This window comes from Klebsiella sp. CN_Kp097 (assembly GCF_040064495.1).
In the GTDB taxonomy this organism is placed as follows: domain Bacteria; phylum Pseudomonadota; class Gammaproteobacteria; order Enterobacterales; family Enterobacteriaceae; genus Klebsiella; species Klebsiella aerogenes.
On the sequence record NZ_JBEAIL010000007.1, the window covers coordinates 14938 to 31181 of the forward strand.

General features: G+C 52.4%; 16 protein-coding genes. 5 read left to right on the forward strand and 11 right to left on the reverse strand.

Going from position 1 to position 16244, the window contains the following annotated elements; genetic code table 11:
• Positions 1-28 precede the first annotated feature (28 nt).
• Entirely contained in the window at positions 29-823 is a 795-nt protein-coding gene (locus ABLV07_RS10325) for a helix-turn-helix transcriptional regulator (RefSeq protein ID WP_162378684.1), read from the forward strand.
• Here the strand turns inward: ABLV07_RS10325 and ABLV07_RS10330 are convergent.
• The 6 genes from ABLV07_RS10330 to yeaG all read right to left on the reverse strand — a co-directional run bounded on the left by ABLV07_RS10330 (position 807) and on the right by yeaG (position 7840).
• Complete coding sequence (locus tag ABLV07_RS10330) at positions 807-1253, reverse strand: DUF441 domain-containing protein (protein WP_015366140.1); 447 nt, start codon at positions 1251-1253, stop codon at positions 807-809. The two genes, ABLV07_RS10325 and ABLV07_RS10330, sit on opposite strands and share 17 nt — an antisense overlap.
• Positions 1254-1393: 140 nt before the next feature.
• Entirely contained in the window at positions 1394-1894 is a 501-nt protein-coding gene (locus ABLV07_RS10335; protein WP_015366141.1) for a YbaK/prolyl-tRNA synthetase associated domain-containing protein, read from the reverse strand.
• A gap of 60 nt (positions 1895-1954) precedes the next feature.
• Positions 1955-3445, reverse strand: a complete 1491-nt coding sequence (gene dgcJ / locus ABLV07_RS10340; protein WP_110915952.1) for a diguanylate cyclase DgcJ — start codon at positions 3443-3445, stop codon at positions 1955-1957.
• Positions 3446-3650: 205 nt separating this feature from the next.
• The gene (locus ABLV07_RS10345; protein WP_041165555.1) at positions 3651-3866 is read right to left on the reverse strand and encodes a hypothetical protein; all 216 of its coding nucleotides are present in this window, start codon (positions 3864-3866) and stop codon (positions 3651-3653) included.
• A gap of 638 nt (positions 3867-4504) precedes the next feature.
• Positions 4505-5788, reverse strand: a complete 1284-nt coding sequence (locus tag ABLV07_RS10350; RefSeq protein WP_015366144.1) for a YeaH/YhbH family protein — start codon at positions 5786-5788, stop codon at positions 4505-4507.
• Positions 5789-5905: 117 nt separating this feature from the next.
• Complete coding sequence (yeaG, locus tag ABLV07_RS10355) at positions 5906-7840, reverse strand: protein kinase YeaG (protein WP_015366145.1); 1935 nt, start codon at positions 7838-7840, stop codon at positions 5906-5908.
• A gap of 427 nt (positions 7841-8267) precedes the next feature.
• Between yeaG and ABLV07_RS10360 the strand changes: the two genes are divergently transcribed.
• Positions 8268-9014, forward strand: a complete 747-nt coding sequence (locus ABLV07_RS10360; protein WP_015705786.1) for a MipA/OmpV family protein — start codon at positions 8268-8270, stop codon at positions 9012-9014.
• 92 nt (positions 9015-9106) lie between these two features.
• Complete coding sequence (locus ABLV07_RS10365; RefSeq protein WP_020078537.1) at positions 9107-9961, forward strand: aldo/keto reductase; 855 nt, start codon at positions 9107-9109, stop codon at positions 9959-9961.
• Between the two features lie 52 nt (positions 9962-10013).
• On the opposite strand, the gene ABLV07_RS10370 is transcribed toward ABLV07_RS10365, so the two are convergent.
• Complete coding sequence (locus ABLV07_RS10370; RefSeq protein WP_015366147.1) at positions 10014-10898, reverse strand: D-hexose-6-phosphate mutarotase; 885 nt, start codon at positions 10896-10898, stop codon at positions 10014-10016.
• A gap of 71 nt (positions 10899-10969) precedes the next feature.
• Entirely contained in the window at positions 10970-11965 is a 996-nt protein-coding gene (gene gapA / locus ABLV07_RS10375; protein ID WP_004203784.1) for a glyceraldehyde-3-phosphate dehydrogenase, read from the reverse strand.
• A gap of 338 nt (positions 11966-12303) precedes the next feature.
• Here gapA and msrB point away from each other — a divergent pair, with 338 nt between their 5' ends.
• Positions 12304-12717, forward strand: a complete 414-nt coding sequence (msrB, locus tag ABLV07_RS10380) for a peptide-methionine (R)-S-oxide reductase MsrB (RefSeq protein WP_015705785.1) — start codon at positions 12304-12306, stop codon at positions 12715-12717.
• Between the two features lie 41 nt (positions 12718-12758).
• Positions 12759-13037 (forward strand): YeaC family protein, encoded by a 279-nt coding sequence (locus tag ABLV07_RS10385; RefSeq protein ID WP_348853360.1) that lies wholly within the window; start codon positions 12759-12761, stop codon positions 13035-13037.
• Between the two features lie 79 nt (positions 13038-13116).
• On the opposite strand, the gene ABLV07_RS10390 is transcribed toward ABLV07_RS10385, so the two are convergent.
• The 3 genes from ABLV07_RS10390 to ansA form a co-directional block, all read right to left on the reverse strand.
• Entirely contained in the window at positions 13117-14373 is a 1257-nt protein-coding gene (locus ABLV07_RS10390) for a glycoside hydrolase family 18 protein (protein ID WP_015366150.1), read from the reverse strand.
• A 173-nt stretch (positions 14374-14546) separates the two neighbouring features.
• Positions 14547-15188, reverse strand: coding sequence for a bifunctional nicotinamidase/pyrazinamidase (gene pncA / locus ABLV07_RS10395; RefSeq protein WP_015366151.1), 642 nt, complete (start codon positions 15186-15188; stop codon positions 14547-14549).
• Between the two features lie 10 nt (positions 15189-15198).
• A complete protein-coding gene (ansA, locus tag ABLV07_RS10400; RefSeq protein WP_348853361.1) occupies positions 15199-16215 on the reverse strand; it encodes an asparaginase in 1017 nt (338 codons plus the stop codon).
• Positions 16216-16244: the final 29 nt, after the last annotated feature.

Below are 16244 nucleotides of genomic sequence, written 5' to 3' on the forward strand. Positions count from 1 at the left end.
TGACAGATTATCGCTAATATCGGACAATTTGATGATTGGACTGGGTTTAGACGGCTATGAACCAGACAGCGGACATGAAGCGGCGCTGGCGTTTCGCATTCAGGTGGTGGACGACGAGCAGTTCATTCCGCGCCATCAGCACCGCAAAGGTCAACTGATCCTCGCGTTGCACGGCGCTTTAACCTGCGAAGTGGATAACGCCATGTGGATGGTGCCGCCGCTGTATGCGGTGTGGGTTCCAGGCCTGCTTCCACACAGCAATCGCGCAACGCCAGGGGCACAGGTGTGCTTTTTGTTCATAGAACCGGGGGCGGCGCCGATGCCTGAGCATTGCTGCACGTTAAAAATCTCACCCCTGGTGAGAGAGTTGATTATGACCCTTGCGGAACGCGGCAGGGACGCGCTTGACGCGCAGCCTACGCAGCGCCTGGTGCAGGTATTATTTGATGAGCTACCGCAACAACCGCAAGAACATCTGCAATTGCCGGTTTCAGGACATCCGAAGATCCGCCGGATGGCCGACACCATGGCCCGCGATCCGGCACACTGGCAGACGCTCTCGCAGTGGGCGGCGGCGTTCGCTATGAGCGAACGCAACCTGGCGCGGCTGGTGGTGCGGGAGACCGGGCTTAGCTTTCGCCGCTGGCGGCACCAGCTTCAGCTGATCCTGGCGCTGCAGATGCTGGTGCGCGGACAGACGGTACAGCAAACCGCCCAGACGCTCGGTTACGATTCAACAACCGCCTTTATCACCATGTTCAAAAAAGGGTTAGGGCAAACGCCGGGCCGCTACCACGCCAGTTTGGCTAAGCCTTTCCGATAAAAAGCGAAATAATACCGGCGGCGATAAGCGGCCCGACCGGGACGCCGCGAAATAGCGCCACGCCCAGCACGGTACCCACCAGCAGCCCGGCGACCAGTTGAGGCTGCGAACCCATTAGCGCGACTCCGCGTCCGCCAAGCCACGAGACGAATACGCCCACGGCAATCGCCAGCAGTGACTTCCAGTTGACGAAAGAGTGAATCAGCGTCGAGGGCGGTAACGTTCCGCTGGCGATGGGAGCCATCACGCCGATGGTCAGAATGATGATACCGATGCTCAGCCCCTGCTTTTCAATCCAGGGGAAGAAAACGTTAAGCGGTGTCACCCGTACGATGATGAGCACCAGTATTGAGATAGCGACAGTGGTGTTATGGCTGATAAAGCCGAGTGCCGCCAGCCCCAGCAAAATAAATAGGGTTGTATCGAACATGCCAGAGGTCCTTGCCAAAATAAAAAAAGAAAACCTGCTTACTCTACGCATAATCGCGTGAATAAACAGGCTTTTAATTTATTTGCTGCAAATAAGGCTACCAGCGCCGCCCGCGAACCTTGTCGCATACCGACGATGCGCTAAATGACGCGACGGAACGCGACCAGCTCAGGGCGGGCGATACGCAGATAATCCTCGGTATTCATAATGATCGATTTTTCCAGCAGGCCGGCATTAAAGGCTATCTCTGTAAAACGTTCGAACAGCAACGGGTCGGCGACCAGTTTTAGCTTAGGGTGGAAGCTAAACGGCGGAATGGCGCCGAATACGCAGGCGGTAAGGGCATCGACTTCTGCCGGGCTGGCGAGTGAGGCTTTATTGCCGCCGATATGCTGAGCCAGGCGAGATAAATCGGCCTGCTGATCGGCGGCAAGGATAGCCAGCACGTGCTGGTTTACCCCATTACCTTTCACTTTACAGACCAGCGCTTTGGCGCCCTGTCCCAGCGCGGTACCGCGGATTGCAGATACGGCTTCACATTTACCAACGGCTTCATGTTCCATGACCCGATAGCGGGCCTGTTGCTCATCAAGGAGGCGGCATAATTGCTGGTGTATGTCGGCGGTCTCTGGCGATTGCATGCTGCGATGGTTCCTCTACAGAAAAGGCAAAGCTTAACCCCGCGCGGCGGTAATGAAAACTTATCTGCGAATGCCGGGGCTTTTTTTCTGCTTTTTGTTCATATACAGGCGCGCATCGGCAGCTTTCATTGCTTCGCTGAGCGACTGTTCTGGCGCAAGACTTGCTGCGCCCCAGGAGAAATCGACGCGCTGTTGATGGTCATGAATCGCCAGATATTGCCGGATCCTCGCCGGGATATTTTCCGCTTCAGCTTCCGGATAATCGATCAGAATTAGAAAGAACTCATCGCCTCCTAAGCGCACGCCATAATCGCTGCTACGAATGGATGCGGAAATAGCCTGCGCCAGTAGAATAATCGCTTCGTCGCCGGCGTTATGCCCCCAGGTATCGTTGATCTTTTTCAGTCCATCGCAGTCAAGGGCCATCGTTACCACGTTAACCCCTTGCGCGGTAAGTCGTTGCAGGCGCGACTCCAGCATCGGGGTAAGGATTTTACGATTATAAAGGCCGGTCATGGTATCGCTGATATTCTCTTTCGATACCGAGTTATAAAGGCGGAAATGAACCCGCACCAGATGCAGTAATGCGGCGGTAGAGAGTAAATAAAACAGGAAGAGTTTCCATGAACTAAGCAGAAAATACATAACATCCAGAGACAGCGTTATCCGTAAGTTTTCTGCTACCTGATGGGTGTAATGGGCGTAATTCAACAGGTGCGTTTTACTATGATGTACCTCAATGAGCGCGCCGGTATCGGAATCCTTCAAGGTAATATCCAGATAGCGCCACACCAAAGGTCGGTCGCTGGTGTATAACAAGGCCTCAATCTCTTGCGCGGTCACATCGACCATCACTACGCCTTTCAGCTTATCCTTGAAATACACTGGCGTTAAAAACGATAAAATATTCTTTCCCGTCATCGCATCAACATACACGGTCGAGATGAGCGAACGACCCTGTTCTAAACCATCAAGGCTGGCCTGGCTAATACCCAGTTTACTGTCCTGAAGAAAATTCCAGTTCTGTATCGGATTACTTTTAATTCTGACGGGCGCATAAAAGTAGATGTATTTATTTACCAGGTCTATGTAATAGCGAAAGCGTTTTTCTGATTTGAGCGTCGCGGGAACCTCTGGCTGCCAGCTATCATTTTTGGCAACCGCGCGATCGAATGCCTGGAGTGCAGGAATATCGCCACGCCACTTGCCGCAGTCGGCATGCGCGGCGCTTAGCGTGCCATGCAACTGGTGATAGGTATATCCGGCGATATTCAAACCACTGACATCCCCGTTGTGTTGTACGCTATTGCAGACCTGTTCTACCTCTGTTTGGTTTGGGGGAGTATCCAGCTTACGCAGAAACTGAGAGATGATGAGTTGATTCTGATACTTATCATAGAGAAAGGTCGATTCTCCTTTTTCTATGATGTATCGCATATAGCCTGACATATCGCGGTGGGTAGCGATTAATTCGTATACAAGAAAAGAAGACGTCAACACCACAACGCCTGCGGAAATAACATGTCGCAGTAATTTATTCTGTAATTTCATGATGTTTGGATTCGTCTTACCCGTTTAGCTGATTTTATCATAGTGGATAAACAGGCTACCAGAGCGTGGGTGAACGAACGGCTGGTCAGATTAACTATGCTGACAGGTAGTGTAGGTGCGGAGAATGAGGCAGGGCGGACTAACTAAAATGCGGCACTCTTCATGACGCGTGTCTGAAGAGTGCGCAGGACTGGCCAAAGGCCACTCATGAGGCGGCGGAGGCAAACATTTTGCTTCCGGCGAGTTGTGACATGACAGGCTGATAAACATCGATAGATTCGATATTGTCAAAAGTCACCATGTCGGATTTGCAAAAAATGCATTTCGCGCCGAAGGGGTTTTTTTCGCTCACGTCAAAATGTGAGGTTCTGTATTGTGACCCATGGCAGCACGGGCATCGGAAATGAATATTGTTAATCATAATTTTATCCTTTTATATTATTATGTTTTTTTACATTTTGTCACTTACCCACAGATGAATATGTAAATTTCTGGTGGGCTGAACTGCAAAACGGAAAAATATTTTGCGTTACTACTAAAAATAGCATAGCTGACAGATTATGTTATCAATTTATGCCATTTTGTGTTGATTTGAATGAGATGCTTCTTATTTATCTACTCAGGTCAAAGCCGTCATCGTTATCGTAAATCAGAAGTTCGCATCAAATTTAGCCGGCGTTTAACCGTTTTACTAAGTCATAAATCTTATTAGTCATCTTCTATCCAATTTTTTTAATGTATCAAAGCATACAGGATTTGATTTGCAGAAGAATCTTAATACTATTGGAGAGACTCAGGAAAGGTGGTATCAGCGATAGCGCCTGGAGGTGTGAGTAACTGCTTGGGTAATATCTTTCTGTCTTTCAAATCGACGTAGCCATTAACGCATAGTAGAAAAAATAGTGCAAGATTTATTTTAGCCGTCCAGAGGCCCAATGCGTAAAGGATTAATTCGACAATTATCGAAATGTAAATGAACGGAACTGTGGCTGGCTATTAATGTGTTTTAGTTACAGAAAAATCAGCCAGAACGGGTATTTATCTGGCTGATTTATGAGGCTAAGTATTACTGGTCGCGCCTTGTTTATGAAACAGTTCGCGGAACACCGGATAAATATCTTCCTGATCGCGAATATGCTGCATAGCAAAATTCTCAAACGTCGCCTGCAGATGTTCATATTCGCGCCACAGAGTCTGGTGAGCGCGGCGGGTGATTTCGATATAGCTGTAGTAACGAACCACCGGCAATATTTTCTTCGCCAGCAGTTCATGACACAGCGGCGAGTCGTCTGCCCAGTTATCGCCATCCGACGCCTGCGCGGCGTAAATATTCCACTGCGCCGGGTCATAGCGGGCTTTAACAACCTCATCCATCAACTTCAAGGCGCTTGAAACAATCGTACCGCCGGTTTCCTGGGAGTAGAAAAACTCATGTTCATCCACCTCTTTCGCCTGGGTGTGGTGGCGAATATAGACCACTTCAACGTTTTTATAGGTCCGGCTGAGGAACAAATACAGCAGAATGTAAAAACGTTTCGCCATGTCTTTGGTGGACTGGTCCATTGAACCAGAAACATCCATCAGGCAGAACATCACCGCCTGACTTGAAGGCTCCGGTCGTTTCTCATAGTTTTTATAGCGTAAATCAAAGGTGTCGATAAACGGCACGCGCTCAATTTTAGCCCGTAGTTCCGCAATTTCTTTACGTAGCCGCTCCTCTTCCAGCAACTGCGCTGGTTCGCTTTTGGCAATGGTATCGAGATCGTCTTCCAGCGCCCGCAGTTCGCGCCGTTTACCGGCGGTCATCGCGGTTCGCCGCGCCAGCGAATTCTGCAATGAACGCACCACGCTGATATTGGCCGGCACGCCGTTGGCGGTAAAACCCGCACGATGGGTTTTGAACTCGTTCAACTGGCGTTGCTGGTTTTTCTTCAGGTTGGGAAGGGCCAGATCTTCAAACAGCAGGTCAAGATATTCATCTTTCGAAATCTGAAAGACGAATTCATCCTGGCCCTCGCCATCGGCGCTGGCTTGCCCCTGACCACCGCCGCCTCCGCCGCCGCCGCCCTGAGGGCGTTCAATACGGTCGTTCTGCACAAAGTGATCGTTGCCGGGATGGACGCGATTACGAAGCCCGCCGCGCCCCTGATGAAACATCGGCTCGTTAATATCGTCCGTCGGAATGGAGACGGATTCACCGCTGTCGATATCGGTCACCGAACGTTTATTGATGGCTTCGGAGATCGACTGCTTTATCTGCGCCTTGTAACGGCGCAGAAAGCGCTGACGATTGACAGCGCTTTTGTTCTTCCCGTTCAGGCGTCGGTCTATGAACCAGGTCATATGCCCTCCTGTACTGCATTTGCCAACTGTACCCTGATGTTGATTAGGGTAGATGTCTTTCGTTATACGAGCAGTGGTGCTGAAACCCGGCAGCCGCAGCTACCGGGTTGGTCGCTATCAGGACGATTTACGTACCCGCAGGTACCATTCGCACAGCAGGCGTACCTGTTTACGGGTATAGCCTTTTTCCATCATGCGATCGACGAAGTCGTCGTGTTTTTTCTGCTCGTCGGTAGACGTTTTGGCATTGAACGAAATGACCGGCAACAGCTCCTCGGTATTGGAGAACATTTTCTTCTCAATAACCGTGCGCAGTTTTTCATAACTGGTCCAGTTCGGATTACGTCCGCTGTTATTCGCTCTGGCGCGCAGCACGAAGTTGACGATTTCATTACGGAAATCTTTCGGGTTGCTGATCCCGGCGGGCTTCTCGATTTTCTCCAGTTCCGAATTCAGCGATTCACGGTCGAACAGTTGCCCGGTATCCGGATCGCGGTACTCCTGATCCTGAATCCAGAAATCTGCATAAGTGACATATCTGTCAAAAATGTTCTGTCCATATTCGGAATAAGACTCAAGATACGCCGTTTGGATCTCTTTGCCGATAAATTCGGCGTATTTCGGGATCAGATAGCCTTTGAGGAATTCCAGGTAACGTTCGGCCTGCTCTTGCGGGAACTGTTCGCGTTCGATTTGCTGTTCCAGTACGTAGAACAGATGGACCGGGTTGGCCGCCACTTCGGCATGATCGAAGTTAAACACCCTTGAGAGAATTTTAAAGGCAAAACGGGTAGAGAGACCGTTCATCCCTTCATCGACGCCAGCGTAATCACGATACTCCTGGTAGGATTTCGCTTTCGGGTCGGTATCTTTCAAGCTTTCGCCGTCATAGACGCGCATCTTCGAGTAGATGCTCGAGTTTTCCGGCTCTTTCAGGCGCGACAGAATAGAGAAGCGCGACAGCGTTTCAAGCGTTCCTGGGGCGCATGGCGCATGGGTCAGCTCACTGTTATTCAACAGTTTTTCATAAATACGGATCTCTTCCGAGATGCGCAGGCAATAAGGCACTTTGACGATATAGACACGGTCAAGGAACGCCTCGTTGTTTTTGTTATTACGGAAGGTCACCCACTCGGATTCGTTGGAGTGCGCGAGGATAATGCCGTTGAACGGCAGGGCGGAGATACCCTCGGTACCGTTATAGTTGCCTTCCTGGGTCGCCGTCAGCAGTGGGTGCAATACTTTAATCGGCGCTTTAAACATCTCGACGAATTCCATGATCCCCTGGTTGGCGCGGCATAGCGCGCCGGAGTAACCATAGGCATCCGGGTCGTTTTGCGCATAGTGTTCCAGTTTACGGATATCCACTTTCCCCACCAGCGCCGAAATGTCCTGGTTATTTTCATCACCGGGTTCCGTTTTGGCGATGGCAATCTGTTCGAGGATTGACGGCCACACTTTCACGACGCGGAATTTAGTGATATCACCGCCGAACTCGTGCAGGCGTTTAGCCGCCCACGGCGACATAATTGTGCCGAGATAACGGTTAGGAATGCCGTATTCTTTATTGAGGATCTGCGCGTCCTCCTGCGGGTTAAACAGGCACAGAGGGTGATCGTTGACCGGGCTGCGTTCGCCATTCGCGCTCAGCACGTAGATTGGCACCCTTTGCATCAGCGATTTCAGGCGTTCCGCCAGCGAGGATTTACCGCCGCCAACCGGCCCCAGCAGATACAGAATCTGTTTTTTCTCTTCCAGACCCTGCGCAGCATGTTTCAGATAGGAAACAATCTGCTCGATGGCATCTTCCATACCATAGAACTCTTCAAACGCCGGATAGCGTGCAACAACCCGGTTTGAAAAGAGGCGGGACAGCCGCGGCTCCAGGGCCGTATCGACCATGACTGGTTCACCAATGGCCGTCAATAGCCGCTCTGCCGCGTTGGCATAAGCACTGCGATCTTGCCGGCAGATGGTAAGAAACTCCTGCAGTGTGAACTCTTCGTCCTTGGCAGCTTCATAGCGCTGGCGATAGTGATCGAATATATTCATGGCATGCCGTCCTTTCGTTTTTTAGCACAGGTTGAGAGCCGTTCATATGAATAGTGGGGGCCCCCGGAAGGAGCAGGCTGAACGACATCCTTTACTTATCAGCAACCCTCGTGCCAGGTTACAGAAGCGATTTGGATAACGTGCTCTGCGACTACACCTTCTAAATTTAAGCGTAGATGCATTTAGAAAACTTGCATGCCGCTAAAACTCAATTTCAATGACATATCAATAACTCATCCGGAAACCAGGCAATTTTTCGCATATCTTGCCAAAGCCTTTCATCAATGTGTCATGAAGTCGCAAGAGGACGGTCATCAAGTAGTGGGAAATTGTTCGGTTTAGTGTAAGAGCAAGTAAAGCATTTGAGGCATGACCTCTACGACGTTAAACTGCACGCGCTAATTATTTGACAACAGGAATATGGATCGTGACTAAAATCAAACTTCTGGCACTGGGTGTGTTCATCGCGACGTCAGCTGGCGCAGTGCACGCTGACGGGAAGTTAACGCTGGGGGCCGGCGTGGGCGTCGTCGAGCATCCTTATAAACAATATGATGCAGATGTTTACCCGGTACCTGTCATTAGTTATGAAAGTGATAACTTCTGGTTCCACGGTTTGGGTGGTGGCTACTACCTGTGGAATGATACCAACGACAAACTGTCCGTGACCGCTTACTGGTCGCCGATGTATTTCAAGCCGGGCGACAGCGACAATTCGCAGATGCGCAAGCTGGACCGCCGCAAATCCACCATGATGGCGGGTTTGAGCTACGTTCATAACACTCAGTACGGATTCCTGCGTACGACGCTGGCCGGCGATACGCTGGACAACAGCAATGGCATTACCTGGGATATGGCCTGGCTGTACCGTTATACCAACGGCAACCTGACCCTGACGCCGGGTATTGGCGTGGAGTGGAACAGCGACAATCAGAACGAATACTACTACGGCGTCTCGAAGCATGAGTCGAATCGCAGCGGCATGCGCAGCTACGATCCTGACAGCAGCTGGAACCCGTATCTGGAGCTGGCGGCGAACTATCGTTTCCTCGGCGACTGGAGCGTTTACGGTATTGCCCGTTACACTCGTCTGTCTGACGAAATCACCGATAGCCCGATGGTGGACAAATCCTGGAGCGGCCTGATTTCGACCGGGATCACCTATACCTTCTGACAGTGCACTTCCACAGACTTTTTTGTGCATCAAAACAGGGCGTCATGCCCTGTTTTGCTATACGGTGGTGCATCACATAGAGGAGATCATCGATGGCGCACACAACCTTACCTTTCGGCGATCAGCCAGCCGTACCGGTCATTGGTCTGGGAACCTGGTATATGGGCGAACAGCCGGACTCGCGTAAGCAAGAGATCGCTGCACTACAGGCGGGCATCGATCTTGGACTGACCCTTATTGATACCGCTGAGATGTATGCCGACGGGGGCGCGGAAGAGGTGGTCGGAGAGGCGCTACGCGGACGGCGCGATCGAGTGACGCTGGTGTCAAAGGTCTATCCGTGGAACGCTGGCGGGCAAAAAATGCAGGTTGCCTGTGAAGCCAGTCTGCGTCGTTTACAGACGGACTATCTGGACATGTACCTGCTGCACTGGCGTGGCGAATTCCCGCTACAGGAGACGGTCTCCGCGCTGGAAAGCCTGGTCCGGCAGGGGAAAATCCGCCGCTGGGGCGTGTCGAATCTCGATATTGATGATATGCAGGCGCTGTGGCGCGTCGATGGCGGCCAGCGCTGCGCCACCAATCAAGTGTTGTATCACCTTGCTTCGCGCGGAATTGAGCGGCAGTTGCTACCTTGGTGCCAGCAGCAACAGATGCCGGTGATGGCCTATTGTCCCCTGGCGCAGGCGGGGCGTTTGCGCCAGGGCCTGCTGAATGACCCCGTTGTAAACGAGATTGCCGATGCGCATCAGGCGACAGCGGCGCAAATTTTGCTGGCGTGGGCGATCGGGCATCCGGGAGTCCTGGCTATCCCGAAAGCGGCTTCGATACCGCATGTGGAACAAAATGCGGGCGCGTTGGCGATAACGCTTTCGGCGGATGAGCTGGCGCGACTGGATAACGCCTGGCCAAGGCCTGCGAAAAAGACACCGTTGGATATGGTCTAAAAAAACGCCCGACGGTTATCGGGCATTTTCGTTTACCGGTTTTGCGCGTTGATTAACGCTTCACAACGCGAATGGTCTGCGCCAGGCGAGTGGGTTTCTCTTCGCTGGCTTTCTGCGGCACGGTCACGCAGCAGGTTTCCACGCAAACAAAAGTTTTGTAGCCATCATCCGGCATATCGCCCATGCTGACGGAAAGCGCCGGGCCCGGGTTCCAGGCAACGACGTTACCGTGATGGCGATGGATCACGTCGATGTTGCGCTGCAGGACGTCATCATGAATCACGCTGCAGGCTTCGGCATTGAGATAAACGCGGTCGGTGCGGTCCGGAAAGGTCTGGATGCCGTCCTTCAGCACACCTTCTTCGGCATTCAGCACTTTATCGACATAGCGATCGCCAAGGCCGCTCACTTTGACTGCCGTGATATCGCCAACGTTGAAGTAGGTGTGCAGGGCGGAGGTGGTTTCAAACTCGCCGTGGGCTTCCAGTTCGATCTCGCAGGTCTTACCCAGCTTGAAGCGCGCATACAGCGTGAAGTCGTGAGGCCAGTATTTGCGGGTTTCGTCACTGCTCTGCAGTTCGAAGGTCAGCATCACGCCGTTTTCATCTTCGTCCTGACATTTTAGCGCCCATGGCAGGTTGCGTGCGAAACCGTGCGACGGCAGCCCCTGTTGCGCTGACGGACCGAACCATGGCCAGCAGATGGGTACGCCGCCGCGCAGGGCGACGCCGCTTTTAAATGGGGTATTGTTGCTCAACCACAAAACTTCTTCTTCACCGGCCGGTTGCCAGGAGAGCAGGTGAGCGCCCTGTAGGGCGACGGAAGCTTTTACCTGCGGGTGGTCAACGACGATAAGTTCAAGATCGTCCAGCTTGCGGCGGGAGAATGCAGGAGAAAGTTGTTCAATCACCGGGAGAGCAAAAATTTTATTAATCATTACGCCATCCTCTTTCAGGCAAAAAAAAGAGCGACCGAAGCCGCTCTTATTGATTACTTATTCATCTCAACTTATTTGGAGATGTGAGCAATCAGGTCCAGAACTTTGTTGGAGTAACCAGTTTCGTTGTCGTACCAGGAAACCAGTTTCACGAAGTTGTCGTTCAGTGCGATACCAGCTTTAGCATCGAACACGGAAGTGCAAACTTCGCCGTTGAAATCGGTAGATACAACGTCGTCTTCGGTGTAACCCAGAACGCCTTTCATTGCGCCTTCAGAAGCCGCTTTGATTGCTTTCTTGATTTCTTCGTAGGACGCTGCTTTTTCCAGACGAACGGTCAGGTCAACAACGGATACGTTCGGAGTCGGAACGCGGAACGCCATACCGGTCAGTTTGCCGTTCAGTTCTGGCAGTACTTTACCTACCGCTTTAGCAGCGCCGGTAGAGGACGGGATGATGTTCTGCGCTGCGCCGCGGCCGCCGCGCCAGTCTTTGTGAGACGGGCCATCAACGGTTTTCTGAGTTGCGGTAGTAGCGTGAACGGTGGTCATCAGGCCTTCAACGATACCGAAGTTGTCGTTGATGACTTTAGCCAGCGGAGCCAGGCAGTTGGTGGTGCAGGATGCGTTAGAAACGATGTCCTGGCCTGCGTAAGTGTCGAAGTTAGCGCCGCGAACGAACATCGGAGTGTTGTCTTTGGACGGGCCAGTCAGAACGACTTTTTTCGCGCCAGCGGTGATGTGTTTACGAGCGGTTTCGTCGGTCAGGAAGATACCGGTTGCTTCAGCAACAACGTCAACACCAACTTCATCCCATTTCAGGTTAGCCGGGTCACGTTCAGCGGTAACACGGATTTTTTTACCGTTAACGACCAGATGACCGTCTTTCACTTCAACGGTACCGTCGAAACGACCGTGAGTGGAGTCATACTTCAGCATGTAAGCCATGTACTCTGCGTCTAACAGGTCGTTGATTGCAACGATCTCGATGTCAGAACGTTTCTGAGCAGCACGGAAAACAATGCGACCGATACGGCCAAAACCGTTGATACCTACTTTGATAGTCATATATTCCACCAGCTATTTGTTAGTGAATAAAAGGTTGCCTGTAAAATTACAAAAACCTTACGCAGCGTCAAGCGGAATCGTGTCAATCATTGCGACAAATCAATCCTGAGCAGACCTTTGCGCGATTGATTTGCCTCACTCTCCCTTTGAGCCCAATTCCATATGGGGACTGCGTCCGGAATTTTAAAGGTCATATAAGATAAAAATGTGATTAGTATCACAATTATCTGGCTGCCTGATGGCATCGGATAAGTTTAGAACAAAAGTACAGGTTTCATTGTTAATGTTTTGTTAGAATCGACGGGTAAAGTTGCCCTTTCAAAGCGAGAAGTAATCACATGGCTAATAAACCATCTCCTGACGAGCTCAAACAAGAATTGAGCGAGATGCAGTTTTATGTGACGCAGAATCACGGTACCGAACCGCCGTTTACCGGACGGTTGCTGCATAACAAAAAAGACGGCATCTACCACTGCCTGGTCTGCGATGCGCCGCTATTTCACTCACAATCCAAGTATGACTCCGGCTGCGGCTGGCCGAGCTTCTATGAGCCGGTGAGCGACGACGCGATTCGTTATCTCAATGATTACTCCCACGGGATGCAGCGTACTGAAATTCGCTGTGGCAATTGCGATGCGCACCTGGGGCATGTCTTCCCGGATGGCCCGCAGCCGACCGGCGAGCGTTTTTGCGTCAATTCGGCCTCTTTAAGCTTCACCGATGAGCAAAACGGCGAGCGAACTAAAGGCTAAGAAACGATTCAGCAAATTATTCCAAGACGGATGAGCAGAAGATGGATATCGAGCAAATTATTGCCAGTATGACGCCGGAACTGTACCAACGTTTAGCCACCGCGGTGGAGTTAGGAAAATGGCCGGACGGCGTTGCGCTGACCCCGGAACAAAAAGAAAACAGCATGCAGCTGGTGATGTTGTGGCAGGCGCGCAACAACACGGATGCGCAGCATATGACCATCGACACCAACGGTCAGATGGTGATGAAGAGCAAACAGCAATTGAAAGAGGATTTCGGTATCTTGCCGAAGCCGATTGCGACGTTCAAACCGCAGTAATCTGCTGCACTGAGCGCCCGGTTTAACCGGGCGGCTCTTTAAGTCACCCCGGTCGCGCAGTGCTTCCGGGGTGTGTGTTTTACTGCGTCTTGATACCTAGCGACTCGGCCAGTTGTCGGGCAAGCTGGTTTTTGTCATCTGCGCCATATTCCCAGAACATGCCGCCCGCTAACCCTTTGCTCTTGATGTAATCGGCTTTGATCGCCACCGAACGTGGATTCTCGTAGGACAGGGCGAAAAGCGCTTTGCCATCGGCAGAGTTTACCGATAACCACGGCACCTTCGCTTCGTCATCCCAGTGCTCAGTAAAGCGTTTCTGCGGATCGTTGAGCAGTTTGGCAACAATATCGTTGTATTTCACATAGGTATCTTTGCTCAGGTCATAACCCAGCGATTTAAACAACTCGATTTGCTGCGCCCCGAAGTAAGGCTGGGTAGCCGGGTTTTTCTGCGCGTCTGGCTTACTCCAGTCAATCCCTGGCTCGACGGCACGTTTCGGTACCCGGCCATAGAAACCAATGCCGAGATTCATCTGGCTGGGTTTGAGGCCAGCAGCCAGATAGTTATTTACCACAAAATCGGCGCTGTATTTATCCGCTGCGGCGACGGTCGGCCAATGGCGGGAGTCATACAGATTTGAGTTGAAATATTGCGTGCCGTAGGCCATGTCGTAGGTCATCAGATTGATATAGTCCAGCAGTGGGGCGACGGCTTTCACGTCGACCCAGCTTTTTGGACTTTCAACATTGGCGCCAACGGCGATGGTCACCAGTTTCTTAGTGCCAACGGCGGCACGTAGTTCTTTCAGCAACGCGGTAAAGTTATCGCGATCCGCCGGCTGGCTGGCCACCAATCCCCAGGCGCCGTTAACCGGAAATTCCCAGTCAAGATCGATGCCATCAAGGCCATATTGGTCAATGACCTGCTGAACCGAACGGATAAATACCGCTCGGCTTTCCGGCGTGGCCGCCGCGCCGGAAAATCCACGCGCGCCCCAACCGCCAACGGAGAGCAGAACTTTCAGATCGGGATTTTGCTGACGTAACGCCGGCAGTTTTTGTAAATCCGCCTGTACTTTTGGCGACAGCCAGATTTGATGGAGATGCTCAGGATCTTTCAGCGCCTCGTTGGTCTCGTCTTTTTCATCGTTGTAGATAAGCCCGAACGAGTAGTTAAGGTGGGTTATTTGTCGGACATCCAGCTTGTCTATATCGCCGCCGGGGCCTGCGGTGACGTCGCCGCCGCCGTTGAAGTAGCCGACCGACATGAAAGATTGCGCGGAAACGACAGAGGCGCAGAGCAGGGGTAATGCTGCCAGCAAGGGCAAAAGTTTCATCGGAGTTCCTCTTTGACAATAAAAAAAAATGCACACGCCACGGAAATGGCGTGGCGAAAAAACAGCCTGTCTACAGTATCAGCCCTTATCCGGGGAAACTGCGAGACAGCTCAATTTATCGAGGTCAACGAGGCGGTAAATACCGCCCGGCGTGAGGTGCGCCGGGCGTGAGGTCAGGGCTGGGTTTCCAGCCAGTCATCAAGGGTGTAGAGCGTAGCTCCGGCGGCGGCCATTTCCATAAAGGCAACGGCGCTGTCCTGCGGCTGCAGGTTGACGCCGCGACAGCCGTCGGTGATCACGTTGACGGTGTAGCCCAAATCCAGCGCATCAAGCACGGTAAACTTAACGCAGTAATCCGTCGCGAGGCCGAGAATATTCAGCTCCGTCACGCCGTGCGCGCGCAGCCAGCCATCCAATTCGGTTTTCTGCCTGTGACCGTTGTCGAAAAACGCGCTGTAGCTGTCGATTACCGGATTTTGCCCTTTATGAAACACGGCGTTAATAGCCTGCTGTTTGAGTAGCGGGTGCAGCGCGGCGCCATCGCTATGCTGCACGCAGTGATCGGGCCAGAAAGTCTGCGGCAGGCCATCAAGCTCGCCCTGAGCATAGGGTTCCGCCTGATGCTGACTGGCAAAGCTACCATGGTTGGCCGGATGCCAGTCCTGGCTTGCGATGATGGCGTCGCCGCGCGCCAGGCTCCAGTCGATCAGCTGATTTGCGATATCAATGGTGCTGTCGCCTTCGGGGACGGCGAGTGCGCCGCCAGCGCAGAAATCGTTTTGCAGGTCGACCAATAGCAGCGCGCGGTGGCTCATAGCATGTTCCTTATTCATCGGGGGTCAGCTCGCCGCGCAGGTTTTGCTGCATGGCGTTTCGAATGGCCGCACCATCAAGGTTCTGACTGAGCAGATAGTGTAGCTTTGTCAGCGTCGCTTCCACGGTCATATCAAAACCACTAATGACTCCGGCCTGCGCCAGCGCGTTGCCGGTGGCATAGCCACCCATATTCACCTTACCCGACATGCATTGCGTCAGGTTCACCACCACAATACCGCGCTGGCTGGCTTCCGCCAGGACCTGAATAAACTCGCCGTTCTGCGGCGCATTGCCTACGCCATAGGAGCGCAGGATCAGCGCTTTCACCGGCTGACGCAGGAAATTACGCACCACATCGGCAGAAATCCCAGGATAGATAGTGACCACGCCGATAGGCTGCGGCGTAATGGGGTGGACGATCAGCTCGCCCTTTCCGTGCGGCGCGGGCGAGGTACCGAGACGGCGGATATGGATGCCGGCTTCCAGCAGCGGCGCCAGGTTTGGCGAAGCAAAGGCATCAAAACCGTCTGCGTGGGCCTTGGTCGTGCGGTTGCCGCGATACAGACGATTATTGAAGAATAGCGAAACTTCATTGATCGGGTAGTTGGCGGCGACATACAGCGCATTGAGCAAATTGATTTGCCCATCGGAACGCAGCTCGGCTAGCGGGATTTGTGACCCTGTCACAATGACCGGCTTACCTAAGTTCTCCAGCATGAACGACAGCGCCGAAGCGGTGAAGGCCATGGTATCGGTGCCGTGCAGGATAACGAAACCATCGTATTGGTCGTAGTGGTCGCGAATGTCGTCAGCGATATGCTGCCAGTCTTCCGGCGTCATATCAGACGAGTCCATCAACGGCGCATATTCATGAATAGTAAAGTCCGGCATCTCCGGGCGGTGGAACTCGGGCATCAGCGCCAGCTGACGCTGCAGGTGGCCGGAAACGGGGATATAACCGTGATCGGAGCGCTGCATACCGATGGTCCCACCGGTGTAGGCAACGTAAATCGATTTCTTTTGCATAGCATCGCTTAGGTTGGACGTGAACAGGC